Below are 24,893 nucleotides of genomic sequence, written 5' to 3'. Positions count from 1 at the left end.
AGGGCGGCGGCCAGCAGGGCGGCGGCCAGCAGGGCGGCGACCAGCAGGGCGGCGACCAGGGTCAGGGTCAGGGCCAGGACAACGGCGGCGACAACGGCAACGACGGCAACAACGGCGGCGGCAACGTCGACCCGAACGCCCCCGGTGCCGCGCTCGGCGTGCTCGCCAACAGCTGCGAGGGCACGAACCTCCAGCCGCACGACGGCTTCCAGCTCGGCAACCGGTGCGTCTCGACGCAGTTCGGTGAGGTCGGCGCCGCGGCGAACAACGCGTCGCTGCTGATCACCGACGCGCCGGAGCAGGTGGGCCAGAACCAGGCGTTCACGATCCGGGTGTCGACGCGGAACCTGATCCGCGACCGGTTCCTCGCGGCCGGCCAGGGCGGCTACTACGTGGAGAGCTCGCTGCTGGAGGACGGTATCGTCCGCGGCCACTTCCACACCGCCTGCCGGATGCTGGAGAACGAGGACGAGGCTCCGGACCCGGCCCCGGCCCCGGCGTTCTTCGTCGCGACCGAGGACGGCCAGGGCGGCCGCGAGCCCGACCAGGTGAACGTGCAGGTCGCCGGGCTGCCGGACGCCGGCACCGCGCAGTGCGCGGTCTGGGCCGGTGACGGCTCGCACCGCATCCCGATGATGGAGCGCGCCAACCAGACCCCGGCGTTCGACGTGGTCCGGGTCCAGGTGGGCAACGGCGGGAACGACGGCGGCAACAACAACAACAACAACGGTGGCAACAATAACGGTGGCGGCGGACGCCGCAACTGAGACCGAGTACGGAGCCCTGCCGTACCGGCGCCGATGGCACCGCGGTCGCGGCACCGTCAACCGGAGAGCCCGGTGACGTGACCGCGGTGACCACCCCCCACATCGGTTCCGGCAGTCGCCGACCCCCCTAGAGGCGACGCCAGGCAGGCGGGCGGGACGCAGACCCACCAGCGCAGTGCGGAGGGAGGCCATCCCCGACGCGGCCCGGCCCGGACAGTCAGCTCCGGCACCGGGCGGCCACCGGACGACTCGGGTGTCCGGCAGCCGCCCTCACCGAAGGCCCCGACCTGGAAGCGGTCGGGGCCTTCGGCGCGTCCGGGTCGGGGCTTGGAGCAGGCGGGACGGAGATGGCACAGTGACGCAGGTGAAGCCGCGCCGGATGACGCCCCCCGAGGCGTACGACCTGCGCCGCACCGTCCGCGGGCTGATGGTTCCCGGCGGCGACCCGTGTGCCGCGATCGCCGACGGCTCGTTCCGCTGGGCGGCCCGCACGCCGGACGGGCCGGGCACGCTGGCGCTGCGCCGGGAGGCGGGCGAGCTGGTCGCGGAGGCGTGGGGGCCGGGCGCCGGCTGGTTGCTGGACCGGGCGGACGCCGTCGCCGGGCTGTGCGACGACGTGACGGGCTTCCGCGAGCTGGCCGCCGCGCACCCGCTGCTGGACCGGCTGGCCCGCGACCACCGCGGCATCCGCTACCCGGCCACCGGGCTGCTGTTCCCGCACGTGCTGCGGGCGGTGCTGGAGCAGAAGGTGACGGGCCGGGAGGCGCATCACGCGTACCGGGCGATCGTGCGGCACTTCGGCGAGCCGGCGCCGGGACCCGTGCCGCTGCTGCTGCCGCCGGACCCGGCGGCGGTGGCGGCGACCCCGTACTGGACGTTCCATCCCTTCGGGGTGGAACAGCGGCGCACGCAGGCGCTGCTGCGCGCGGCGGCGGTCGCGGCGGCGATCCAGCGGTGCGCGGACTCGGCGGCGGCGACGGCGCGGCTGGTGTCGCTGCCGGGGATCGGGCCGTGGACGGCGGCCGAGGTGGTGCGGATGGCGTTCGGCGACGCGGACGCGGTCAGCGTCGGCGACTTCCACATCCCGAACACGGTGGCGTGGGCGCTGGCCGGCGAGCCGCGCGGCACGGACGAGCGGATGCTGGAGCTGCTGGAGCCGTACCGGGGGCACCGGGGCCGGGTCTGCGACCTGCTCGCGGCGGGCGGGGTGGTGGCGCCGAAGTTCGGGCCGCGCATGCCGATCCGGTCGTTCGCGAGGTTCTGATGGACGTCGTCATCGCGGCGGCGACGCCGGCCGACGCGGGCGAGATCATGACCGTGCAGCGCGCCGCCTACCTGACGGAGGGGCAGCGGTACGGCGACGTGACGATCCCGCCGCTGACGGAGACGGCCGACGAGGTGCGGGCGGTCATCGCGGGCGGCGCGGTGGTGCTGGTGGCGCGGGCCGGGCACCGGCTGGCCGGTTCGGTGCGCGGCCACGTCGAGGGCCGCGACGGCCTGGTGGGCCGGCTGGCGGTGGCGCCCGACCTGCAGGGACACGGCATCGGCGGGCGCCTGCTGCGGGCGGTGGAGGAGGCGCTGGCGGGCCGGGTGGACCGGCTGGAGCTGTTCACCGGGGCGACCAGCCACGACAACGTGCGCCTGTACGAGCGGCACGGCTATGTGGTGTTCGACCACCGCCCGAGCGGGGCCGGCCCAGGTCTGGTGTTCCTGGAGAAGAAGATCGGGTAAAGCCGGTACGGTTCAGGCTCGTCACCGATGCAAAGGACGTCAGCAGTCGTGAGTGGCTATACCGGGCAGATCCTGCTCGTTTTCGTCCTGGTCCTGCTGAACGCCCTGTTCGCCGGCAGCGAGATGGCGCTGGTGTCGCTGCGCGAGGGCCAGCTGCAGCGACTGGAGCGCACGTCGCGCGGCGGCCGGGTGCTGGCCCGCCTGGCCCGCGACCCCAACCGGTTCCTGGCCACCATCCAGATCGGCATCACGCTGGCCGGCTTCCTGGCGTCGGCGGCCGCGGCCGTGTCGCTGGCGCAGCCGCTGATCGAGCCGCTGGGCTTCCTGGGTGGCGCCGCCGAGCCGGCCGCGATCGTGGTGGTGACGATCCTGCTGACGTTCGTGACGCTGGTGTTCGGCGAGCTGGCGCCCAAGCGCATCGCCATGCAGCGCACGGAGGGCTGGGCGCTGATGGTGGCCCGCCCGCTGGACGTGCTGTCGTCGATCTCCCGGCCGGCGGTGTGGCTGCTCGGCAAGTCCACCGACCTGGTGGTGCGGCTGACCGGCGGCGACCCGCACGCCCAGCGCGAGGAGGTCAGCACCGAGGAGATCCGCGACATGGTGGCGGCGCAGCAGGAGTTCTCCGCCGAGCAGCGCACGATCATCAGCGGCGCGTTCGAGATCGCCGACCGCATCCTGCGCGAGATCCTGGTGCCGCGCCGCGACGTGCTGGCGTTCCCGCAGGACACCCCCGCCCCGGAGGCGCTGTTCACGCTGATCGACTCGGGGCACTCCCGGGCGCCGGTCGTCGGCCCCGCCGGCCTCGACGACGTGGTCGGCGTGGTGCACCTGCGCGACCTCATCGGCGCGCAGGGCCGGGTGGACGCGGTGGCGCGCCCCGGGCTGTTCCTGCCGGAGACGCTGCGCGTCTCGGACGCCCTGCGCCAGCTGCGCCAGGAGCGCCAGCAGCTCGCGCTGGTGGTGGACGAGCGCGGCGCCATCGACGGCATCATCTCGATGGAGGACCTGGTCGAGGAGATCGTCGGCGAGATCTACGACGAGACCGACCGCGACGTGGAGTCGGTGGTGAAGGAGCCGGACGGCGCGCTGCTGCTGCCGGGCGGCTTCCCCATCCACGACCTGCCGGACATCGGGTTCGACCCCGACGACAGCGACGACGGCGACTACACGACGATCGCCGGCCTGGTGCTGGCCCGGCTGGGGCACATCCCCACCGAGCCGGGCGAGGTGGTGGAGCTGCCGCAGTTCACCGCCGAGGTGGTCGAGGTGACCGGCCGGGCCATCACGGGGGTGCGGCTGCGGGCCGTGGCCCGGGCCGGCGAGGACACCGAGGACGACTGACGTCAGGCGGCGGCCCCGCCGTCGCCCGCCTCCGCCAGCTCGGCGCGGCGGCTGGCCGGGGCGAGGCCGGGCGGCGCCTGCGGCACCGGCCCGGGGTCGGGCAGCGGCGGGATCGCCAGCGTCACCGGCGCGCCGGCCGCCACCGTGACGGCCTCGCCGTGGTGGTGCAGGTCGATCCGGTCGCCGTCGGTCTCGTACGCGGCCTCGCGGGGCGTCACGGTGACCCGCAGCCGGGCGCCGCGCCAACGGATCGCGAAGCGCAGCCGGCCCAGGTGGCTGGGCAGGCGGGGGGCGAACGTGAGCCGCCCGTCGTGGTCGCGCAGCCCGCCGAAGCCCATCACCAGCGCCGACCACGCCCCGGCCAGCGAGGCGATGTGCAGGCCGTCGCCGCTCTTCTCGCCGTCGCCCTGCAGGTCGCGCAGGGCCGCCTCGCCGAGGTAGTCGTGCGCCAGCTCCAGGTGGCCCAGCTCGGCGGCGAGGATGGCCTGGGTCGGCGAGGACAGCGACGAGTCGCGCACGGTGCGGGCCTCGTAGTAGGCGAAGTTGGCGGCCTTCTCGGCCGCGCTGAAGGCGTCACCGCGCAGGTGCATGGCGAGCACGACGTCGGCCTGCTTGACGACCTGCCGGCGGTACAGCTCGAAGTAGGGGTGGTGCAGCAGCAGCGGGTACTCGTCGTCGGCGTCGAAGTCCCACTCCTGCAGGGTGGTGAACCCGGCGTGCTGCTCGTGCACGCCCTTGGCCGCGCTGTACGGCACGTGCATGCCGTCGGCGATCTCGCGCCAGCGCGCCGCCTCGGCCGGGTCCGCCGACGCGCACGCCGCCGCCCCGCGCAGGTTGCGCTGGGCCATCAGGTTGGTGAAGAGGTTGTCGCGGACCACGGCGGTGTACTCGTCGGGGCCGGTGACGCCGTCGATGTGCCAGGCGCCGTCGTCGCCGCGGTGCGCGACGCGCGCCCACAGCCGGGCGGTCTCGATCAGCAGGTCCTCGCCGCACTCGCGGACGAACGCGTCGTCGCCGGTGGCGGCCGCGTAGCGCAGGACGGCGTCGGCGATGTCGGCGTTGACGTGCAGGGCGGCGGTGCTGGCGGGCCAGTAGCCGGACGACTCGTGGCCGCCGATGGTGCGCCATGGGAAGGCGGCGCCGGCCAGCCGCAGCTCGGTGGCGCGCTCGCGGGCCCGGGCCAGCATGCCGTGCCGCCAGCGCAGCGCGTACTGGGCGCAGTCCGGGTGGGTGTAGGTGAGCATCGGCAGCACGAACGCCTCGGTGTCCCACAGGGCGTGGCCGTCGTAGCCGTTGCCGGTGAGGCCCTTGGCGGGCACCGGGTGCGGGACGGACTGGTCGCCGGCCTGCAGCACGTGGAACAGCCCGAACCGGACGGCCTGCTGCACGGGCGGGTCGCCGTCGAGTTCGACGTCGGCGTGCCGCCAGAAGTCGTCGAGGTGCAGGCGCTGGTCGCGCAGCAGCGCGTCGAAGCCGTCGGCGAGGGCGGTGTCGCGGTCGTGCCGGGCGTCGTGCTCCAGCCGGCCGGGGTCGTGCGCGTCCGACCAGGAGTACGCGACGACCTTGACGAGGGTGAGGGTCTCCCCCGGCCCCAGCGTGGCGGTGACCGTGGTGCGGATCCGGTCGGGGCCCGCCTCGGTGCTGACGGCGGGCGGGGTGGCGCCGCCGTCGACGGTGTGGTCCACGGCGGACACGAGCCGGATGCCGCTGCGCTCGGTGCGGTGCTCCAGCACGCCGCCGGCCGCCTCGCCGAGGTGGCGCTGCGGGACGAGGGGCCGCTGCAGGACGGTGGCGGCACGGGGGTCGTCGCGCTGCTCGGGCTGCTCCTCGTTGGCCAGCAGGTCGGAGTCGAGGCGGACGGTCACGGCGGCGTCGAGGGCGCGCACCTCGTAGCGCAGCGCGGCCACCGCGGGGCGGGTGAACGGCACGACCCGGGTGCTGCGCACGGCGACGCCGGCCCACTCGAACGACCGGGTGAGGGTGCCCTCGCGCAGGTCGAGGACGCGTTCGTGGCCGTGGACGCCGGCGGTGCGCACGTCCAGCGCGGCGTCGCCGACGGTGAGCCGCACGAACGTGGCGTCGGGCGCGTTGACCACGGTCTCGCTGGCCTCGGGGAACCCGTACGCGTCCTCGGGGTAGGTCAGCTCGCGCAGCTCGTAGAGAGAGTTGAGGTAGGTGCCCGGCATGCCGCGCGGGTCGCCCTCGTCGAGGGTGCCGCGGATGCCGATGTGGCCGTTGGCGAGGGCGAACAGGGACTCGACCTGGCGTAGCGACTCGGTGGGGGCGCCGTGCTCACGCAGGCACCAGGGCTCGACCGGGTACGGGTGGCTCACCCGTGATCTAGTTCCCCCGATGCCCGGTTTCTAACGGTGCGAGGCCGGGCCGTCCCCCTGGATGGCGCACCGTGCTGCCCGACGCGGCGACGGCGTGCCGGGCGGCGTCCGCCGGCCGGTCGCCGCGCAGCAGGGCCGCCGTCAGCGCGGCGGTGAACGCGTCGCCGCCGCCGGTGGTGTCGCGGACGCCGTCGTCGTCGGTGGGCAGCATGAGGTGCCCGCCGCGCCACACGAACAGGTTGCCGCCCGGCCGGCCGAGCGCGAGCAGGCCGGGTCCACGGTCGAGCAGGGAGGTGGCGGCGGCCAACACGTCGTCGTCGGTGTCGCCGGTGTCGCCGAGCAGCAGCCGGGTCTCCTGCTCGTCGGCCCGCACGACGGTGGCGGCGGCGATCAGCCGGTCGCGGGCGTCCTCCGGCGGGGCGCCGTCGAGCACGACGAGCCGGCCGGCCCCGGCGGCGATCTCGGCGGCGGCGAGCGCGGCGTCCGCGGGCTGCTGCAGTTGCACGAGGACGGCGTCGCTGCGGCGCAGCACGGGCGCGGCCCGGACCACGTCGTCGGGGGTGAGCAGCACGGCGTCGGGCAGGTGCTGCACGTACCGCCAGGTGGCGTCGTCCTCCAGCAGCTCGACGATGAGCCCGGTCGGGGTGCCGGCCCGGCGCACCACGGCGGCGGTGTCGATGCCGTCGCGGCGGGCCTGGGCGAGCAGGTCGTCGCCGGTGCGGTCGTCGCCGGCGACGGCGACCAGGGCCGGCCGCACGCCGAGCTGGGCGAGCGCCACGGCCTGGTTGGCGCCTTTGCCGCCGAGCAGCTCGCGCCGGCCGGTGGCGTCGGCGGCCGCGTGCCCGTCCGGCAGGGCCGGCACGGTGAGGACGAGGTCGCGGGCGAGCTGGCCGACGACGGCCGCGGTCGGTCTGTTCATGCTCGTGTCCTTACCCCGCCATTGGCTAAGCTCTCCGTGTCCGTCACACCCCAGACTGTGAGGAGGGACCCCTCATGTCCCAAGGTCACGGGTCCGAGTACCCGTACCTCGACTCCCCCGCCGTGAACGCCGAGGCGCTGGCCGAGGAGGAACGCCGCCTGGCGGCGGTCCGCCGTTACGAACTGGTCGACCACCCCATCGAGGAGGCGTACCAGCGGGTCGCCTTCATCGCGCAGACCGTCTTCGACACCCCGATCGCGACCGTCTCCATGGTGGAGAGCGACCGGGTCTGGCTCGCCGCGTGCGAGGGGCTGTCCGGCGTCAAGGAGGTCGGCAAGGAGCCGGGCCTCTGCGCGTCGGTGATCTCCCAGGACGAGGTCTACGTCGTCAACGACGCCCTCTCCGACCCCCGCACCCTCGAGCACCCGCTGGTCCGCGGCCAGCTGGGCCTGCGGTTCTACGCCGCCGCGCCGATCCGCACCCACGACGGGTACCGGCTCGGCACGGTCAACGTGATCGACGCCCGCCCTCGCGAGGTCACGCCGAAGCAGCTCAAGGCGCTGGAGCACCTGGCCGCGATGGTGTCCGACGAGCTGGAGCTGCGCCTCATGGTGATCCGCAGCGCGGCCGCCGAGGAGCGGCTGCGGGCCGGCGTGAGCTGATCCCCGCCGGAGCGGCCCGGGCAGGGGCCGCTCTCCGCGCTTGCGCGTCCGCGCCGCCGGGTAAGAGACCCGGCCATGAGCGGACCGAAGACCGTCGCAGTGATCGCCCACCGGAAGAAGACCCTCGGCGGCGGGCTGGACGAGCTGCGCCGCCGCGTCACCGCCGAGGACGTGGGCACGCTGCTGTGGTACGAGGTGCCCAAGAGCCGCAAGGCCCCCAAGAAGGCCCGCGAGGCGGCCGCGAAGGGCGCCGACCTGGTCCTGGTGTGGGGCGGCGACGGCATGGTGCAGCGCACCCTGGACGCCCTCGCCGGGCGCGACGTCACGATCGGCATCATCCCCGCCGGCACGGCCAACCTGCTGGCGACGAACCTGGGCATCCCGCAGGACCTGCCGGAGGCGGTGCGCATCGCGTTCCACGGCCGCAAGCGACCGCTGGACCTGGGCAAGGTCAACGGTGAGCACTTCGCCGTGATGGCCGGCGCGGGCTTCGACGGCAACCTGATCAAGGAGGCCGACCGCGGCCTGAAGGACCAGCTCGGCCGCCTCGCGTACGTGTGGACCGGCCTGAAGCACGTCGACGGCTCGGCGCCGCAGGTGCGGGTGAAGATCGACGGCACCACGTGGTTCAAGGGCGCGGCGAGCTGCGTGCTGCTCGGCAACGTCGGCACGATCACCGGCGGCATCCACGCCTTCGACGACGCCGAGCCCGACGACGGCTGGCTGGAGGTCGGCGTGTCGACGGCGCAGGGCGCGGCCGAGTGGGCCCGGACGCTGGGGCGCATGGTGGTGGGCCGCTCGGACCGCTCGCCGTTCGTGCGGATGACCCGCGCCCGCGAGATCGACGTGAAACTGGCCGCCCCGATGGAGTACGAGCTGGACGGCGGCGCCCGCACGACGGCGAAGCGGCTGCGCGCCACGGTGGTGCCGCACGCGGTGACGGTGCGCGTCCCGGCCTGATGTCGGATCGCCGACAGGAGACTCATCCCGTTTGGGCGCGAATGGTCCAGGTATCCCCTGGTCCGTGACGATCCGCGGCCCCACACTCGGGAACATGACCGACCACAGGATCGCCGTCATGAGCGTCGCAGCCCTGCTGTCCACCGTCGCCATGGTCCTGCTCGGCTACGGCGTGGGCCGCGCCCACGCCGCCTGGCTGGACGTCCGGGGCGCCCGCCGCGAGCTGCCCCACCTGCGCCGCACCGCCTGGGCCCGCACCCGCGCCGTCGCCGGCGGCGTGCTGCTGCTGCTCGCCGCGGTCGCCGTGGCGGCGACCGCCATCACCCCTTGAGGCCCGTGTGCGCCAGGCCCTCGATGAACTGGCGCTGGGCGATCACGAACACGATCAGCACCGGGATCGCCGTCATCGATGCCGCGGACAGCTGCACGTTCCACAACGGTCCCTGGTAGACGTCCACGAACTGGGTGAGCGCCTGGGGCAGCGTGAACTTCTCCTGCGACTGGACGAACACGATCGGCTCCAGGTACAGGTTCCAGCTGTGCAGGAAGGTGAAGATCGAGACGGCGCCGAGGGCCGGCTTGGCCAGCGGCACCGCGATCCGCCAGAAGATCGCCGGCCGGCCGAGGCCGTCCATGCGGGCGGCCTCCTCCAGCTCGCCGGGCAGCGTGATGAAGAACTGGCGCATGATGAACGTGGCCAGCACGCTGGGCGCGCCGAAGATCGGCACGAGGATCAGCGGCCAGTGGGTGTCCACCATGCCCCAGCTGTTGAACATCCGGAACAGCGGCACGATCGTCACCTCGCTCGGGATGAGCAGGCCGGTGAGGACGACCAGGAACAGCGCGTTCTGGCCGGGGAACCGCACCCGGGCGAACGCGTAGCCGGCCAGCGCCGACACCGCCAGGGTGCCGAGCGTGACGACCAGGGCGATGTACGCCGAGTTCCAGTACTGCTGCGCGAACGGCTGCATGTCGAAGACCTGGCCCCACGCCGACCAGCTCGGGTCGTCGGGCCACAGGGCGGGCGGGAACGCGAAGATGTCGGCGTTCGGCTTCAGCGACGAGGTGACCATCCACCAGGTCGGGAACACGAACGGCACGCACAGCACCAGCAGGACGCCGTACAGCCAGACCTTAGTTCTCATGGTGGACCCACCTCTTGCGCAGCTGCCACTGGACGACCGTCAGCGCCAGCACGATGGCGAAGAGCAGGACGGACAGGGTGGACCCGTAGCCGAAGGCGTGGAACTGGAACGCCTGCTGGTACAGGTAGTAGACGAGCACCGTGGTCGACGTGCCGGGCCCGCCCTGGGTGAGGATGGCGATCTGCGCGAACACCTGCAGCGAGCCGACGACCGTGATGATCGAGGTGAGCAGCACGGTCGGGCTGATCAGCGGCATGGTGATCCGCCAGAACGTGCGCCACCGGCTCGCGCCGTCGACGCGGGCGGCCTCGTACAGCTCCTGCGGCACGCCCTGCAGCGCGGCCAGGAACAGCACCATGTTGAGGCCGACGTTCTTGAAGACCTGCACCACGATCACGGAGATCATCGCGGTGCCGTCCGAGCGCAGCCAGTTCGGGCCGTCGACGCCGACGGTGGCGAGCAGGCCGTTGACGCCGCCGTTGTCCTGGAGCATGAACTGCCAGACGATCGTCCAGGCGACCAGCGACACGACGACCGGGGAGAAGAACAGCACCCGGAAGAACGTGGTGCCGCGCAGCTTCTGGTTGAGCAGCACGGCGAGGAACAGCGCCAGGGCGAGGTTGAGCACCACCAGGCCCGCGGAGAACAGGCCGGTGGCGCGCAGCACGCCGGGCAGGTTGGGGTCGGCGGCGAGCTTGGCGTAGTTCTCGCCGCCGGTGAAGGTGAACTCGTCGGCGAGGACGTTCCACTCGTGCAGGCTGTACCAGAACACCAGGCCGAGCGGGATCAGCACGAACAGCACCGTGCCGGCGAGCTGCGGCGCGATGAACAGGTAGCCGGTGAGCCGGTCGCGCCGTCGCGTCGTCCAGAAGGACGGCCGGCCCACCGGCGCGCCGGCGCCCGCCGGGGCGGGCCGGGCCGGAGCCCGGTCCGCCACCGGCGTCGAACGCGACGGCGTCATCACTTCGCCAGCAGCGGCTGGATCGAGGTGCAGACGCTGTCCAGCACGGCCTTGGGGTCGGCGTCGGCCTTCCACAGCGGGTCGAGGCCCGACCGGACGGCCTGGGAGATCTCGGCGTTGCCCTTGTGGCTGGGCTTCACCACGCCCTTGCTGATGCCGTCGATGACGACGTCCTGCAGCTGGGCCGGCTTGAGCAGCGGGTTGGTCTTGGCCAGGGTGTCGGCGTTGAGCAGCGATTGCCGCGGCGGCGGGAAGAACTGCGCCAGCTTCGCCGAGTTGGCCTCGTTGGTGAAGAACTTGAGGAAGGCGGCGGCCGCCTCGGCGTTCTTGCCCTTCTTCAGCACACCCAGGCCGCCCTGGCCGATCACCGAGTACGGGCCGTTCGGGCCGCTCGGCAGCGGCACCAGGTCCCAGCCGAACGTGGCATCCTTGAGCAGCGACGCGCGGGAGATCTGGGTGATCGTCATGGCGGACTCACCGGCGAAGAAGTCGGCGCTGGTGCCCGGGGCGGGCAGCGCCTTCTTCTCGAAGATGGCGTCGTGGATGAAGGTCATCGCCTCGACCATCTTCGGCTGGTTGAAGCCGCAGGTCTTGCCGTCGGCGCTCCACGCCTCGGCGCCCCAGCCCGCCCACACCGTGGCCAGGTTGTCCCACGTCTTGTAGTCGAAGTCGCGGATGACCAGGCCGGCCTTGCCGCTCTTGGCCGCCGACGCCGCGGCGATCTCGACGGCCTTCTCCCAGGTCCACTCGCCCTCGGCCCGCAGCTCGGCGGGGCTGCCCGCCCCGGCCGCCTTGACCTGGTCGGTGTTGACGAACACCCCGAACGGCGAGGTCGAGAACGGGTACGCGAACAGGCTGCCGCCGGACGTCCACAGCGCGGTCGCCGCGGGGGCCAGCTCCTCCTTCTTCTCCAGCACGTCGTCGAGGTCGACGAGCGCGCCGGAGGCGACGAAGTCGGGGGCCGAGTTCTCCAGGATCCACGCCAGGTCGGGGGCGTTGCCGCCGGCGATCTGGGTGGTGATCGTCGTCGTGTACGTCTCGAACGGCAGGGCGTCGAACTTCACGTCGACGTCCGGGTTCGTCTTCTTGTACTCGGCGGCGATCTCGTTGAACAGCGCGACGTGCGCCTCGTTGGCCGACCAGGTGGTCATGCGCAGCGTGACCGGGCCCCCGGACGAGCCGGAGTCCCCGCCGGAGCCCCCGCACGCGGTCAGGGTCATGAGCGCGGCCAGGCCGGCGGCGGTGAGCAACCGTACCCTCATGGTTGATCCTTCCTCAGTATCCGGAGACGTCGGGCCAGCGAAGCTCGACGCCCTCCGAGGTCAGGCGGTCCTGGAAAACGGCCAGCAGGCCGGGTGAGTTGCGCACGGCGCGGGGGGTGGTCGCGCGCGCCAGGCAGAAGTCCGCGAGCAGGCCCGCGACCTCGCCCACGTTCCACTCGACGGGGTGCAGCCGGTGGGAACCGTTGGTGATGTGGGTCGTGCCGATGTTCTTGCCGGCGGGCAGCAGGTTCTCGACCCGCCGCGGGATGAGCGCCCCGAGCGGGATCTCGAACGGGCAGGAGGCCACGTCGATGTAGTTGTCGCCGCCGGTCGAGGGGTGCAGGTCGATGCGGTACATGCCGACGCCGACGGCGTCGCGGTGCGACACCGCGCCCCGGTCGCCGCGGATCTCCAGCGACAGGTCCTGCTCGACGATCGTGTACTCGGCCCGGATGCGCCGCGACTCCCGGATGTAGGGGGCCTGGGCCAGGCCGTCGGCGCTGCCGGTGACGTCGCCGCGCAGCCGCAGGCCGGGAAAGCCGGTGCCGCCGTCGGCGCGCGGCGCCTCCGTCTGCAGCCAGTACAGGACCGAGTACGACAGCTCGCGGGCGGCCGCGAGGTGCTTCTCCGGGTCGGGCACGTCGATGACCGGGCTCTCGAAGTAGTCGATCATCGGCCAGTTGACCAGGCAGATGTCGCTCGGGTACGCCCCGTCGGCGAAGTTGCGCCGGGCGGCGATGCGCCGGAACGTCCACAGGTTGCCGTCGCCGGCGCTGACCCGCTGGTCGGCGTTCACCAGCCACGGGTCGTCGTCCGGGTTCGGGGTGAACGACCGGGTCGACGGCTCCAGCGTGCGCGGGTTGGGCGTGGTCCAGCCGAGCATCGGCCCGCCCCAGAACGCCGGCTGGTAGGTGCGCCAGAAGCCGTACGACGCGGGCCGGTCGATGGTGTGGTCGCCGTCGACGTGGTCGATCGCGAAGCACACGCTGACGGCCTGCATGTTGGCCGGGTCGGCGACCTCCGGTGCGTTCGGCTCGCCCGTGTCGGCCTGCGACTCGAAGCCGGTCACGTACTCGGTGCCGGTGAGCGGGAGCAGGTCGCCCAGCTCGGTGGCGTCGAGCACGTACGGCGCGGCGATCGTGACCTCGTCGCCGGTGAGCCGGTGGCGCACGGTGACGGCGCGCACCCGGTCGCCGTCGGTGTCGGCCGCGACCGGCACGTACGGCTGCAGCACCCGCAGGCGCCCCGAGCCCCGGTACGGCGCCAGCATGCCCTCGATGACGGCGACGGCGACGCGCGGCTCGTGGCAGAGCCGGCTGACGTGCCCGGCACCCGGGTTCAGCTCGCGGGTGGCGCGCGCCCGCCCGGTCAGCGGGTACCAGCGCCGGTAGTAGTCGCGGATGCCCTCGCGCAGCGCCCGGTAGCTGGCGGTGACGCCGAAGCGCTCGACCCAGCTGTGCTCGTCCGGCGGGACGGCCTGGCTGGTGAGCTGGCCGCCCAGCCACTCGAACTCCTCGGTCAGCACGACCGAGCGGCCGGCGCGCAGCGCGCCCAGCGCCGCGGCCACGCCGCCGAGCCCGCCGCCGACGACGAGGACCTCGCACTCCAGTTCGGACACAGTCGTTCCTCTCACGTCGTGGTGGCCGGCGGGGCGCAGGTGGCGCCGTCGACCGGTTCGCACGGCAGCAGGCGCTGCGTCGGGGCGTCGCTGCCCTCGAGCAGCCCGGACAGCACCTCGACGGCCTGCCAGCCCATGGCACGGCGCGGGATCCGGTAGCCGGTGAGATCCATCGTCTCGGTGGCGCGCGTGGGGTCGCCGAGGGCGAGCACGGACAGGTCGCCGGGGACCGCCAGCCCGCGCTCGCGGGCCGCCTTGACCAGCGCGACGCCGTCGGCGTACTCCTCGACGAACGCGGCGGTGACGCCCGCGGCGAGCACGGCGTCGAGCACCTCGCCGGCGGTGCGGCCGGCGACGGTGACGTGCTCGCCGGACACCCGGGCCGCGGTGACGGCGCCGGCGAAGCCCGCCTTGCGGTCCACCCAGGACTCCGGGCCCTCGCCGGTGCCGACGTACCCGAGGCGGGTGTGGCCGACCGCGACGGCCCGGCGCACGAGGGCGGCGGTGGCGGAGGCGTAGTCGACGCCGACGTACGGCACCGGGCCGCCGGCGTCGTCGCGGCGGCCGACGGACACGAACGGCTGGCCCTCGACGAGCAGCCGGCCCAGCTCGGCGGGGTCGAGCGAGCGGCCCAGCAGCACGCAGCCGTCGGCGAGGCGCAGCCGGTTGTCCTGGTGGAAGATGCGCCGCCGGCCGTCGACGACCGGCGCGCTGGTCAGCAGCAGCAGGTCGCAGCCGATGCTCTCGGCGCACTCCTCGATGCCGACGAGGAACGGGTGGTAGAAGTCGGCGGTGCCGGACGGGAACACCGGCTCGTAGGTGAACACGCCGAGGATGCGGTTGTGCCGGGCGGCCAGGCGCCGGGCGATCGGGTCGGCCACGTAGCCGGTGGAGCGGATGGCCTTGAGGACCCGCTCGCGGGTCTCCGGCGAGATCCGCACGTCGGCGTCGCTGCGCCCGTTCAGGACGAGCGAGACCGTCGCCTGGCTCACGCCGGTCATCTTCGCGATGTCCTGCTGCGTGACGCGCTTGCGTGGAGTGCTCACGGCCGACTCCCGCCTCCGTTTCAGCGGTAATACGCATTAGTTACAGGGGTAACATCCTGCGGCCCGATTCCCGGGGCCGTCAAGATGATCCCCTTTGATAATTCGTATTAGCAGCCGGCGGGGAACGCGAACGCCCCGCCACGGACCGGCCGTGACGGGGCGGACGAGCGATCCCGGTCAGGCGATGTCGCGCCACCAGCCGTCGACGACCGGCGGGTTGTCCACGTCGACGCGCTCCCCCGGCCGCGGCACCGCCAGGTCCACGCCGCGGTCCTTCGCCTCGCGCCACACCCGGTCCACCGGCTCCGCCCAGTCGTGCAGCGCCAGGTTGAACGTGCCCCAGTGCACCGGCACCATGAGCCCGCCGCGCACGTCGACGTGGGTGGACACGCCGTCCTCCGGCGTCATGTGGATGTCCGGCCACGCGTCGCCGTACGCGCCGACCTGCACCAGCGTCGCGTCGAACGGGCCGTGCTGCGCCCCGATCTCCGCGAAGCCCGGGAAGTAGCCCGTGTCGCCCGAGTAGAAGACCTTGCGCGTCGGGCCCGCGATCACCCACGACGTCCACAGCGTCTCGTCCCGGCTGAAGCCGCGGCCCGAGAAGTGCCGGGCCGGCGTGGCCACGAACTCCACCCCGTTGACCGTGCGCGACTCCGACCAGTCCAGCTCCACGATCCGCTGCTCCGGTACGCCCCACGCCTCCAGGTGCGCGCCCACCCCGAGCGGCACCAGGAACGGCACCGTCTGCAGGTCGACCAGCGCCCTGATCGACGCCATGTCGAGGTGGTCGTAGTGGTCGTGGGAGATCAGCACCGCGTCCAGCGGCGGCAGGTCGCCCAGCGCCACCGGCATCTCGTGCATCCGCTTCGGGCCCGCCAGCCGCGACGGGGAGCAGCGGTCGCTCCACACCGGGTCCAGCAGCACCGTGCGGCCCTCGATCTCCACCAGCGCCGTCGAGTGCCCGTACCAGGTGATGTGCAGGCCCGAGTGGTCGCCGCCGGTGTCCGGCGTCAGCACCGGGATCGGCGCGTGCGGCCGCCGCCGGTCGCGGTCCGCGAGCGACGCCGCGATCAGCCGCGGCGCCGACGCCACCGTCACCTGCGACGCGGGCACCGAGTTGCGGAACTTGCCGTCCGAGAACTGCGGGGACCGCCGGACCCGCTCCGCCCGGGCCCCCGAGGCCCGCGCCCCCATCTGCGCCGGGATCTCCCGCGCCGCCCAGACCGCGACGGCCCCCGCCGCCAGTGCCAGCAACGCCCGCGACCGCTTCGCCATCCGTGCCCCTCTTCGCTCGATCCGTCCGGCCCAAGTCTGACCGGCCGGGACCAGCACTGCCAGTAGGCTGATCGTTCGTGCAGGAAGACCCCCGTAGCTCCCGGCTGTTCGGCGGCGCCGCCGTCGCCCCCGGCGACCTCGCCGCCAACCCGTTCCGGGCCGACCGCGACCGCATCGTCAGCAGCCCGTTCTTCGCCCGGCTCGCCGGCGTCACCCAGGTCATCAGCCCGGGCGGGGCAGGGCTGCTCGTGCACAACCGGCTCACCCACAGCCTCAAGGTGGCCCAGGTCGGGCGCGCCATCGCCGAGCGGCTCGCCCCCGACCCGCTGGCCGACAAGCTCGGCGGCTGCGACCCCGACGTGGTCGAGGCCGCCGCGCTCGCCCACGACCTCGGCCACCCGCCCTTCGGCCACCTCGGCGAACGGGTCCTCGACCGGATCGCCCGGCAGAAGCTGGCGCTGGCCGACGGGTTCGAGGGCAACGCCCAGTCGTACCGCATCGTCACCAGCACCGAGATCCGCGGCACCACCACCATCGGGCTCGACCTCACCGCCGCCGTGCGCGCCGCCGTCCTGAAGTACCCGTGGACCCGGCACACCCACCCGAGCCCGCACCCCAGCACCCTCGACCCCGCGCCCCGCGGCGCCGGTGTGCCCGCCGGCGACCCGCACTCCGGCTCGGCCAAGTTCGGCGCCTACTCCACCGAGGTGCACGACCTGCAGCAGGCCCGGGCCCCGTTCGCCGGGCGCATCGCCGACTGGCAGCAGACCGTCGAGGCGTCCGTGATGGACCTCGCCGACGACGTCGCCTACGCCATCCACGACGTCGAGGACTTCCACCGCGTCGGCGTCCTGCAGCAGGGCTCCGTCGCCACCGAGCTGATGGCGTGGCAGCGCGGCGACCTCACCGGCGCCACGCTCACCGCCCGCCGCCCCGGCCACGCCATCGAACGCCTCCGGCGCGAGCTGCACCGCAAGGACTCCTGGATCACCGACGACGACGCGTTCGCCGCCGCCGTCGAGACCGTCCGGGCCGAACTCGTCGACGGCCTGCTGGCCGCCCCGTTCGACGGCTCCATCGAGGCGGAGCAGTACGTGGCCGCGTTCTCCGCCGTGTGGACCCGGCGCCTCACCGACGCCGTGCGGCTCGTCGCCGACCCGCACCCCCGCTCCGGGCACGTGCTGCTCGCCCCCGCGCAGTGGCACGAGGTGCAGGTGCTGAAGTTCATCCACCACCGGTTCGTGCTGGAGCGCCCCGACCTCGCCCTGCACCAGCGCGGTCAGGCCCGGCTGCTGCACACCCTCGTCAACGCCCTGCTCGACTGGCTGGCCGACCCCGAGGAGACCGGCCGGCTGCCCCGCCGCCTGCACGACCTGGTCGAGCTCGCCGAGGCCGAGCTGCCCGCCGACACCTCCGATCGGCTGGGCCGGGCGCGCGGGCGGGCGGTGATCGACTTCGTGGCGTCGCTGACCGACAGCCAGGCGGTGGCGCTGCTGGACGCCCTGTCGGGCCGCAGCCGGCAGCTGTGGACCGACGCCTTCGTGCTGTAGGCCTGCACTCCGGCACTCCCCCGCGCTGCCCGTGTGTTCACCCTGGGCGAAGGTGCTGGCGTTTCTCGTGTAGCGGTGTAACTGTGTAATCATGCGTTATCGAGGAGCTCCGCCGGGCGTGCGCAGCGAGCCGCCGCCCGCCGACGACGCCGCCGCGTGGATCGCGGGGGCCGTACCCGACGGGTGGTTCACCGAGCCGCCCGAGACCGTCATCGACCGCGACGAGATCGTCGTGTGGGGCACACTGCCCCAGCCCGACCTGGGCACCGACGCCACCGACGCCGACCGGTCCGCCGCCGAGACCGGCCGGGTGCACCAGTTCCGGGAGGACACCCGCGACCGTCGTATCAAGGTCGCGCAACAGCTGGAGCACCGCTACCGGCGCAAGGTCAGCTGGGGCGCGGCGTGCGGGGACACCCGCGAGCTGTTCACCCACCTGTCCGCGCCGGTGATGACCCGCCTGCGCCAGCCCGAGCGCCAGGTGCTCGACACGCTGGTCGACGCGGGCGTCGCCCGGTCCCGGTCCGACGCGCTGGCGTGGTGCGTGCGGCTGGTCGGCGAGCACACCGACGACTGGCTGCGGCAGCTGCGCGAGGCCATGGGCACCGTCGAGGACCTGCGCCGCCAGGGGCCCGACCTGGGCTAGCGGACCGCGCGGGCGGCCAGCAGGTCGGCCAGGACGTCCGGGTCGGACAGGTAGACCTCGTGGTCGGTGGCCTTCTCGGCGACCAGCACGGGGCGGCCGGCGAGGCCGGTCAGCACGGCGGCGATCGCGCCGTGCAGCGGGTTCGGCGCGGCACTCGTCGCGATCGTGACGAGGCCGGGTGGCAGCTCACCCGGCGCGAAGCCGCGGGCGGTGATCAGCGGCGAGTCGTCGCGGATGACCGCCTCGGCGTTGCGCTCCATGCGGCGCACCGCGGGCGAGGTCAGGTCGGCCTCGCCGCCGGAGATGATCGTCAGCGCGACGTGGAAGGCGCCCACCCAGTCGCCGGGGTGGGCGGCGAGGTGCGCGTCGATGGGGGCGGCGATCCCGGCGTGCAGGGCCGCGCCGTCCGGCAGGGCGCCCAGGGCGGCCGGCTCCCAGGCGATGACCTCGCGCGCGACCCCGGGGTGCCGGGCCGCCAGGGCGAGCGCGACCACGCCGCCGGAGCTGAAGCCGAGGACGGTCGCGCCGGTGGCGTCCAGCGACGCCAGCAGCGCGGCGGCGTCGTCGGCGTGCTGGTCGGCGCCGCCGCCGGGCCAGTCGGCGCGGGTGCTGCGGCCGGTGCCGCGGCGGTCGTAGCGGATGGCGCGGAAGCCGCGTGCGGCCAGGGCCCGGGCCTGGGGCTCCAGCAGGTCGGCGTCCTCGGCGCCGCCGTGGATGAGCAGCACCGGGTGGCCGGAGCCGGTCTCGATGGCATGCAGCATTTCGTTTTACCTCGTCTCTATCGAATACACGCTAAGGTAAGTCAATGACCGCGACCGGGCAAGGCCGCCGCCGCTACGACGCCAGAAGCCGACAGAACCAGGCCCGCGAGAACCGCGACCGGGTGCTCGCCGTCGCCCGCCGCCTCTTCGTCGCGCACGGGTACGCGGCGGTGCCCGTCGCCCGCATCGCCGCCGAGGCCGGGGTGTCGTCGCCGACCGTGTTCGCCGCGTTCGGCTCCAAGGTCGGGCTGCTCAAGGAGGCCGTCGACACCGCGATCGCGGGCGACACCGCCGACCGGCCGCTGCGCGACCGCCCGGTGCTCACCCGGGTGCACGAGGCCGCCACGTTCGACGAGCTGGTCGAGCGCCTGGCCGACGCGTTCGCCGAGGTGGCGCCGCGGGCGTACCCCATCTGGTCGGTCGTGCAGCGGGCCGCGGACGCCGACCCGCAGATCGCCGCCCTGTTCGCCGAGCTGGAGGCCCAGCGCCTCGCCGGCGCGGGCCTGCTCGCCGCGACCGTCGCCGACCGGCTCGGCGGCGCCGACGCCGACGCGATCCGCGACAGCCTGTGGGTGCTGCAGTCCCCCCACCAGTACGGCCTGTTCGTCCACGACCGCGGGCGCAGCGTCGCCGAGTACCGGGCGTGGACGGCCCGCGCCCTGCGCGCCCTGCTGCCCCCTCTAGGCTGACGATCGTGTTACGCCAGGTGACCGCCACCCGCTACGTGACGCCCCTGCGTGAGGGCGGCTCGCTGCCCGGCGTGGTCGAGGCCGACGACCTCGGCACGTACGTGGTGAAGTTCCGCGGCGCCGGCCAGGGACCCAAGGCGCTCGTGGCGGAGGTGGTCGCCGGCGAGCTGGCCCGCGGCCTCGGGCTGCCCGTGCCGGAGCTGGTCGTGGTCGACCTCGACCCCGTCGTCGCCCGCGCCGAGCCCGACGAGGAGGTGCAGGAGCTGCTCAAGGCCAGCGCCGGTGCCAACCTCGGCATGGACTTCCTGCCCGGCTCCCTCGGCTACGACCCGGTCGCGCACCCGGTGGACGCGACCCTGGCGTCGCGGGTGCTGTGCTTCGACGCGTTCGTGGAGAACGTCGACCGCAGCTGGCGCAACCCCAACCTGCTGATGTGGCACGGCGGCGTCTGGCTCATCGACCACGGCGCGACGCTGTACTTCCACCACAACTGGCCGCGGGCGGCCGCCGTCGTGCACCGTCCGTACCGGGCGGACGACCACGTGCTGCGCTCGTACGCGCGGCAGACCGCCGCCGCGGGCGACTGGCTGACCGCCACGCTGACCCCCGAGCTGCTCACCGGCGCCCTGGCCGCGGTGCCCGACGAGTGGCTCGCCGCCTTCGACTTCGACACCGCCGACGAGGCCCGCGCCGCGTACCTCGGCCACCTCACGGCCCGCGCCGCGGCGCCCGGCGACTGGCTGCCGGCATGAGGACCCCGTACGAGTACGCCACCGTCCAGGCGGTCCCGCGGGTCGAGCGCGGCGAGCGGATCAACGTCGGCGTGATCCTGTACTGCCGCCCGAAGGACTTCCTCGCCGTCGCCACCCACCTGGAGCCGGGGCGGCTGCTCGCGCTCGACCCGGGCGCGGACGTGGACGCGGTGGCGGTGGCGCTGGCCGGCTGGCAGCGCACCTGCGACGGCGAGGGCCCGGCGCGCGACATGCGGCAGGGCGAGCGGTTCCGCTGGCTGACGGCCCCGCGTAGCACGATCCTGCAGGCCGGGCCGGTCCACACGGGCCTCACGACGGACCCGGCGGCGGACCTGGAACGGCTGGTCGCGCTACTGGTCCACTGAGGCCGCGCGACACCCCCGGGTGAATTGGCACAAAGAAAATTTCGCGTAACGCCGATCACCGGCGTCCGCGGGCCCGGCTACCGTGCGTGACACGGCCGTCCGGTATGGGCGGTTGGCGCACTTGGAAGGCGTGCGCCCGGAAGAATCGGATCGGGAAATGCGAAGGAATGCGCCGGGTCCTCACGTTGTCCACGGTGGACGATCGCCGGCGCGCCCATTCCGGCGTCACGACGGGTGACCCGGGCGCCGGGACAACGAGGGCGAGGCCGGTGGACGGCGCAGCGCGGGGCGACCTCGACCGGCGGCGTCCACACCGGCCGCCACCTGCGCCGATGTCCCCGGGTCCCGCCGGTGCCGCGACCGTCGCGTTGCCCGCCGCCGCGGCGGGCAAGATCCACACGCTGCGTCACAACCGCCGGCGCCGCGGCGGCCCGGCGCCGCCACGAACGGCGAAGGAATGCGCGGGCCGGCATTCCGCGGGACATTCGTCCGTTTTGTTGCGAGCCACAACAAGGTTTATTGCCGGCTCGCGCGGGGTGCGGCGCGTTGCGCGGCGGCGACTGCGGGGCGTGACGAGACGGTTGGCCGACCCCCCGTCCGAGGTGCAAGATGTGTCGCGCAGTGACGGCCCGTCACCACCCGGCACGCCGGGGGCCAGCATGGACCCACCATCGGGGAGCAGCCTCGTGACCATCCGTACCGATCCCGCCATCCGGATCCGGCAACGCGCCGTGATCGCCGTCGCCGCCCCGCTCCGGAGCGGCCGCGTCCCGAGTGCCCTGCGGTGAGCGCCACGGTGCAGGTGCCGCCGGGCACCGCCGTCCAGCTGCCGGTCGGCGCCGCCGTGCAGGTGCCGGTCGTCGCCGGGCCCCCGGCGGAGCGCGGGCCGGGCCGGCAGCCGCGGCACGCCGCCCCGGAGCCGCCCGAGCGGCGCGCCGCCCACGCCGGGGGCACCCCCGCCGACCTGGTCATCGCGCCCAGCGAGGAGCGGGTGCTGCGGCGGGTGCGGCTCATCGACAGCGAGACCGCCGGGGCGGTGCTGGCCGCCGAGCTGAAGCAGGCGTACACCGAGGCCGGCAGCCCGGGCATGGGCGAGCTGGGCGACGCGATCGTCTACAGCAAGGCGACGGTGTCCCGGGTGCTGTCGGGCAAGATGCACCCGAAGTGGACGTTCGTCGACCGGTTCGCCGTCGTGCTCGGGGTGCCGCAGGAGATCGTCACCCGGCAGTGGCGGCCGCTGTGGATCGCGGCGGACCTGTACCGGCAGAAGACCGGCGCGCCGCGCAACGGGCCGGGCCGCTCCGACAGCGCCGGGTTCGCCTGCGAGCTGTGCGGGGCGTGGGCGGTGGACTTCGACCGGCACGCCGACTGGCACGCCGACTGCCACGGCGGCCGGCGGCCGGCGGCGCCGTGACGCTCAGGCCAGGCGGGCCGGCGGGCGGATCCGCAGCCGGGTCAGCGCGGCCGCCGTGCCCGCCACCAGCACCACCGCCAGGGTGAGGGCGGCGTGCAGCAGGCCGCGCCGCAGGTAGCCGTCGTCGGTCAGGTCGACGGCGTACGTGCCGATCTCGCGGACGAACCAGAACGGCAGCAGCTTGGCGGTCAGGCTCTCCGGCTCGACGAGCATCTGCAGGCCGACGACGGTGAGCAGCACGAGGGTGCCCTCCAGCTCGCGGGGCAGCACGGCGGACAGCAGCAGCCCGAACGGCGGCGCGACGGCGACGACCCCGGCCAGGATGAGCGCGACGGAGGCGTACCGGATGCCGGGGTGCTGGTCGTCGAGCAGGATCAGCAGGAAGTACGGGACGGCCAGGGCGGCGCCGAGCACCCACAGGGCCAGCAGCCGCCCGCCGTGCAGGTCCCGCCCCCGGTAGCCCGACAGGCGCAGGCGCGGTTCGAGGCCGCGGGCCGCGTTGCCGGCGAACAGGGCGGCCGTGGACACCGCCCAGCCGATGCCGAGGCAGACGAAGCGGATCGACTGGCCGAGGTGGCCGTCGCGGCGGCTCAGGTAGAAGGCGAGCGGCAGCAGGGCGAGGATCAGCAGCACCGAGCGGCGGCGGACGATCTCGCGCAGCGCCATCTCGGCGACGGTCAGGACCTTCACGCGCGGCCTCCCAGGTCGAGGACGGTGTCGACGCGGTCGGCGGCGGCGAGCAGGTGGGTGACCACGACCACGGCGCGGCCGGCGTCGCGCCAGTCCCACACCTGCGCCCAGAAGTCGAGGTAGCTGCCGTGGTCGAAGCCCTGGTACGGCTCGTCCAGCAGCATCAGGTCCGGCTCGCCGAGCCCGGCCAGCACGAGGTTGAGCTTCTGCCGGGTGCCGCCGGACAGGTGCCGGCCCTGCGGCGCCCCGGCCGGGTCCCAGTCGACGCCGGCGGCGGCGCGGCGGCCGGCGTCGCGGGCGGCGGGGCGCGCGAGGCCGCGCCCGGCGCCGACCAGCGTGAAGTGCTCGTCGGGGGTGAGGAACTCGGCGGTGCCGCCGGCCTGCGGGCACCAGCCGAGCGCGCCCGAGCGGTGCACGGTGCCCGCGTCGGGCGCCTCCAGCCCGGCGCAGATGCGCAGCAGCGTGCTCTTGCCGCAGCCGTTGGCGCCGACGATCGCGGCCACCTCGCCCGCGCGCACGGTGAGGTCGACCCCGGTCAGGACGCGGCGGCGGCCGTACGACTTGGTCACGCCGCGCACGTCCAGCCGGACGGGCCCGTGGCTGCGCGGCCGCGGGGTGCGCAGCGAGTCGACCAGCGCGTCCGCGTACGCGGCGGGCGCGCCGAACACGGTCAGCGGCGGCTCGCCGCTCTCGCGCAGGTGGCTGGCCGCCTCGGCGACGACGGCGCCCGCCTCGACGCCGCGCCGGCGCAGTTCGGCCGCCAGCGCGTGCAGCCATTCGTCGGTGCTCACGGTGTGGCCACCCCCGTCATCAGGGCGCCCGCGCCGGCGGTGAACCGCCGCCAGTCGGCGCCGGCGTCCGCGAGGGTCTGCCGGCCCTGCGGGCTGATCCGGTAGTACTTGCGTGCGGGGCCGCCCGCGCCGGCCCGCCAGTCGGCGGTGACGTGGCCGGTCTTCTCCAGCCGCAGCAGCACGGGGTAGAGGGTGCCGCCGGGGACGGGGCCGAGCCCGGCCGCCTCGAGCCGCCGGGCGATCTCGTAGCCGTAGGACTCGCCGTCGCGCAGGGCGCCGAGCACGCAGAGGTCGATCACCCCGCGCAGCCACTGCGCCCGCCGGTCCGTGTCCACGGCCGAGAAGGTAGCACGGCTATCTAGGTTGCGGCCCTACCCATTGGCGACGGGCTGCGCCACGTACACGAACGGGTCGGTGCCCTGAATGTCGCCCCAGCAGGCGATGTAGACCTCCCGGGCGGGCCCGGCCGGGACGCCCGTGGCGGCGATGTGCTCCTCGACGGCGTCGTAGGCGTGCATGATCCGCGGATACCAGCAGTCGTCGCGGGTCACGACCGTGTACGCCTCCTCGTGCGCCGCCTCCACCCGGATCGCGATCCGCCCGGCCGGCTCGACCGGCCCGGTGAACGGCACGCACACCTCGACCTCCGCCTCGCTGTCCGGCGTCACGAAGCTCTGGAAGATCACCCAGTGCTCGGCGGTGGTCCGCGCCCCGGCCGGGGCCAGGTGCTCGCGCAGCTCCCACTCCCCCGCCCGGATCGCCTCCACCAGGCCCTGCTGGTCCGTCTCCCGGCGCAGCGCCGCCACCTTCGTGTCGGGCACCGCGCGGCGCAGCACCGGGTGCGAGTGCCGCGGCTCGTCGGCCCGGGCGAGCCGGCCGCGCAGCCACTCCAGGGTGCCGCGCCGGGCCTGCATCGACTCCTCCTGCGCGGCCCACCAGCGGTCGAGCCGCACCAGCGCCTCGTCCTCGCCGGCCGCCAGCACCTCGGCGACGACCGCCAGCGGCATGTCGAGGCGGCGCAGCAGGCTGATCAGGCGGGCCCGGTCGAGCTGCTCCGGGGCGTACCGGCGGTAGCCGCTGGCCGGGTCGACGTGGTCGGGCGGCAGCAGGCCCGACAGGTCGTACAGGCGCAGGGCCTTGACCGACAGGCCGGACCGGCGGCCGAACTCGCCGATCGTCAGCGGACGGGTGTCGGGTGCCTCCATGGCGACCAGT

General features: G+C 74.2%; 25 protein-coding genes and 1 pseudogene. 13 read left to right on the top strand and 13 right to left on the bottom strand.

Going from position 1 to position 24,893, the window contains the following annotated elements; genetic code table 11:
* The 4 genes and pseudogenes from Sya03_RS05425 to Sya03_RS05410 all read left to right on the top strand — a co-directional run.
* A pseudogene (locus tag Sya03_RS05425) lies at positions 1–767 on the top strand (Pecanex-like protein 1); the annotation flags it as partial.
* 379 nt (positions 768–1,146) lie between these two features.
* Complete coding sequence (locus Sya03_RS05420) at positions 1,147–2,031, top strand: DNA-3-methyladenine glycosylase family protein (protein ID WP_203937064.1); 885 nt, start codon at positions 1,147–1,149, stop codon at positions 2,029–2,031.
* A complete protein-coding gene (locus tag Sya03_RS05415) occupies positions 2,031–2,498 on the top strand; it encodes a GNAT family N-acetyltransferase (protein ID WP_203937031.1) in 468 nt (155 codons plus the stop codon). Before Sya03_RS05420 ends, Sya03_RS05415 begins: the two co-directional genes overlap by 1 nt.
* A gap of 48 nt (positions 2,499–2,546) precedes the next feature.
* Entirely contained in the window at positions 2,547–3,839 is a 1,293-nt protein-coding gene (locus Sya03_RS05410) for a hemolysin family protein (protein ID WP_239107123.1), read from the top strand.
* Positions 3,840–3,841: 2 nt separating this feature from the next.
* Here the strand turns inward: Sya03_RS05410 and Sya03_RS05405 are convergent, their stop codons facing one another.
* Together Sya03_RS05405 and Sya03_RS05400 are read right to left on the bottom strand one after the other, a co-directional pair.
* Complete coding sequence (locus Sya03_RS05405) at positions 3,842–6,172, bottom strand: glycoside hydrolase family 65 protein (protein WP_203937029.1); 2,331 nt, start codon at positions 6,170–6,172, stop codon at positions 3,842–3,844.
* Between the two features lie 7 nt (positions 6,173–6,179).
* A complete protein-coding gene (locus Sya03_RS05400) occupies positions 6,180–7,091 on the bottom strand; it encodes a PfkB family carbohydrate kinase (protein ID WP_203937028.1) in 912 nt (303 codons plus the stop codon).
* A 74-nt stretch (positions 7,092–7,165) separates the two neighbouring features.
* On the opposite strand from Sya03_RS05400, the gene Sya03_RS05395 reads away from it, so the two are divergent.
* The 3 genes from Sya03_RS05395 to Sya03_RS05385 all read left to right on the top strand — a co-directional run bounded on the left by Sya03_RS05395 (position 7,166) and on the right by Sya03_RS05385 (position 9,044).
* A complete protein-coding gene (locus Sya03_RS05395) occupies positions 7,166–7,753 on the top strand; it encodes a GAF domain-containing protein (RefSeq protein ID WP_203937027.1) in 588 nt (195 codons plus the stop codon).
* 75 nt (positions 7,754–7,828) lie between these two features.
* Positions 7,829–8,713: a diacylglycerol/lipid kinase family protein gene (locus tag Sya03_RS05390; protein WP_203937026.1), complete on the top strand. Its 885-nt coding sequence runs from the start codon at positions 7,829–7,831 to the stop codon at positions 8,711–8,713.
* Positions 8,714–8,807: 94 nt separating this feature from the next.
* Positions 8,808–9,044, top strand: coding sequence for a hypothetical protein (locus tag Sya03_RS05385; RefSeq protein ID WP_203937025.1), 237 nt, complete (start codon positions 8,808–8,810; stop codon positions 9,042–9,044).
* Here Sya03_RS05385 and Sya03_RS05380 read toward each other — a convergent pair.
* The 6 genes from Sya03_RS05380 to Sya03_RS05355 form a co-directional block, all read right to left on the bottom strand.
* Positions 9,034–9,858, bottom strand: a complete 825-nt coding sequence (locus tag Sya03_RS05380; RefSeq protein WP_203937024.1) for a carbohydrate ABC transporter permease — start codon at positions 9,856–9,858, stop codon at positions 9,034–9,036. The genes Sya03_RS05385 and Sya03_RS05380 overlap by 11 nt on opposite strands.
* A complete protein-coding gene (locus Sya03_RS05375; protein ID WP_203937023.1) occupies positions 9,848–10,819 on the bottom strand; it encodes a carbohydrate ABC transporter permease in 972 nt (323 codons plus the stop codon). Before Sya03_RS05375 ends, Sya03_RS05380 begins: the two co-directional genes overlap by 11 nt.
* Entirely contained in the window at positions 10,819–12,081 is a 1,263-nt protein-coding gene (locus Sya03_RS05370; RefSeq protein WP_203937022.1) for an ABC transporter substrate-binding protein, read from the bottom strand. The genes Sya03_RS05375 and Sya03_RS05370 overlap by 1 nt, the downstream gene beginning before the upstream one ends.
* Before the next feature lie 13 nt (positions 12,082–12,094).
* Entirely contained in the window at positions 12,095–13,699 is a 1,605-nt protein-coding gene (locus Sya03_RS05365) for an FAD-dependent oxidoreductase (RefSeq protein ID WP_239107122.1), read from the bottom strand.
* Between the two features lie 11 nt (positions 13,700–13,710).
* Positions 13,711–14,745, bottom strand: a complete 1,035-nt coding sequence (locus Sya03_RS05360) for a LacI family DNA-binding transcriptional regulator (protein WP_203937021.1) — start codon at positions 14,743–14,745, stop codon at positions 13,711–13,713.
* A gap of 177 nt (positions 14,746–14,922) precedes the next feature.
* Positions 14,923–16,020, bottom strand: a complete 1,098-nt coding sequence (locus tag Sya03_RS05355) for an MBL fold metallo-hydrolase (RefSeq protein ID WP_203937020.1) — start codon at positions 16,018–16,020, stop codon at positions 14,923–14,925.
* A 77-nt stretch (positions 16,021–16,097) separates the two neighbouring features.
* Here Sya03_RS05355 and Sya03_RS05350 point away from each other — a divergent pair, with 77 nt between their 5' ends.
* Positions 16,098–17,570 carry a deoxyguanosinetriphosphate triphosphohydrolase family protein gene (locus Sya03_RS05350; RefSeq protein WP_203937019.1) on the top strand — a complete coding sequence of 491 codons (1,473 nt, stop codon included), beginning with the start codon at positions 16,098–16,100 and terminating at the stop codon, positions 17,568–17,570.
* 118 nt (positions 17,571–17,688) lie between these two features.
* A complete protein-coding gene (gene abmR / locus Sya03_RS05345; RefSeq protein WP_239107121.1) occupies positions 17,689–18,216 on the top strand; it encodes an ATP-binding transcription factor AbmR in 528 nt (175 codons plus the stop codon).
* Here abmR and Sya03_RS05340 read toward each other — a convergent pair.
* On the bottom strand, positions 18,213–18,977 hold the full coding sequence (locus Sya03_RS05340; protein WP_203937017.1) for an alpha/beta fold hydrolase: 765 nt from the start codon (positions 18,975–18,977) through the stop codon (positions 18,213–18,215). The two genes, abmR and Sya03_RS05340, sit on opposite strands and share 4 nt — an antisense overlap.
* Before the next feature lie 44 nt (positions 18,978–19,021).
* On the opposite strand from Sya03_RS05340, the gene Sya03_RS05335 reads away from it, so the two are divergent.
* From Sya03_RS05335 to Sya03_RS05320, 4 genes are all read left to right on the top strand, one after another.
* Entirely contained in the window at positions 19,022–19,666 is a 645-nt protein-coding gene (locus tag Sya03_RS05335; RefSeq protein WP_203937016.1) for a TetR/AcrR family transcriptional regulator, read from the top strand.
* A gap of 5 nt (positions 19,667–19,671) precedes the next feature.
* Entirely contained in the window at positions 19,672–20,418 is a 747-nt protein-coding gene (locus Sya03_RS31465; RefSeq protein ID WP_203937015.1) for a HipA family kinase, read from the top strand.
* The gene (locus Sya03_RS05325; protein WP_203937014.1) at positions 20,415–20,783 is read left to right on the top strand and encodes a DUF3037 domain-containing protein; all 369 of its coding nucleotides are present in this window, start codon (positions 20,415–20,417) and stop codon (positions 20,781–20,783) included. Before Sya03_RS31465 ends, Sya03_RS05325 begins: the two co-directional genes overlap by 4 nt.
* 784 nt (positions 20,784–21,567) lie before the next feature.
* Complete coding sequence (locus Sya03_RS05320; RefSeq protein WP_203937013.1) at positions 21,568–22,197, top strand: helix-turn-helix domain-containing protein; 630 nt, start codon at positions 21,568–21,570, stop codon at positions 22,195–22,197.
* Between the two features lie 3 nt (positions 22,198–22,200).
* Here Sya03_RS05320 and Sya03_RS05315 read toward each other — a convergent pair whose 3' ends face one another.
* The 4 genes from Sya03_RS05315 to Sya03_RS05300 are packed head-to-tail and all read right to left on the bottom strand — an operon-like array spanning position 22,201 to position 24,883.
* Positions 22,201–22,887 (bottom strand): hypothetical protein, encoded by a 687-nt coding sequence (locus Sya03_RS05315; protein ID WP_239107120.1) that lies wholly within the window; start codon positions 22,885–22,887, stop codon positions 22,201–22,203.
* Positions 22,884–23,678 (bottom strand): ATP-binding cassette domain-containing protein, encoded by a 795-nt coding sequence (locus tag Sya03_RS05310; RefSeq protein ID WP_203937012.1) that lies wholly within the window; start codon positions 23,676–23,678, stop codon positions 22,884–22,886. Before Sya03_RS05310 ends, Sya03_RS05315 begins: the two co-directional genes overlap by 4 nt.
* Positions 23,675–24,013 (bottom strand): PadR family transcriptional regulator, encoded by a 339-nt coding sequence (locus tag Sya03_RS05305; RefSeq protein WP_203937011.1) that lies wholly within the window; start codon positions 24,011–24,013, stop codon positions 23,675–23,677. Before Sya03_RS05305 ends, Sya03_RS05310 begins: the two co-directional genes overlap by 4 nt.
* A gap of 36 nt (positions 24,014–24,049) precedes the next feature.
* Positions 24,050–24,883: a MerR family transcriptional regulator gene (locus Sya03_RS05300; protein WP_203937010.1), complete on the bottom strand. Its 834-nt coding sequence runs from the start codon at positions 24,881–24,883 to the stop codon at positions 24,050–24,052.
* Positions 24,884–24,893: the final 10 nt, after the last annotated feature.

Origin of the sequence: Spirilliplanes yamanashiensis (assembly GCF_016863475.1) — a bacterium.
Classification (GTDB): Bacteria; Actinomycetota; Actinomycetes; order Mycobacteriales; family Micromonosporaceae; genus Spirilliplanes; species Spirilliplanes yamanashiensis.
This window is presented reverse-complemented; position numbering and strand designations above follow the sequence as displayed.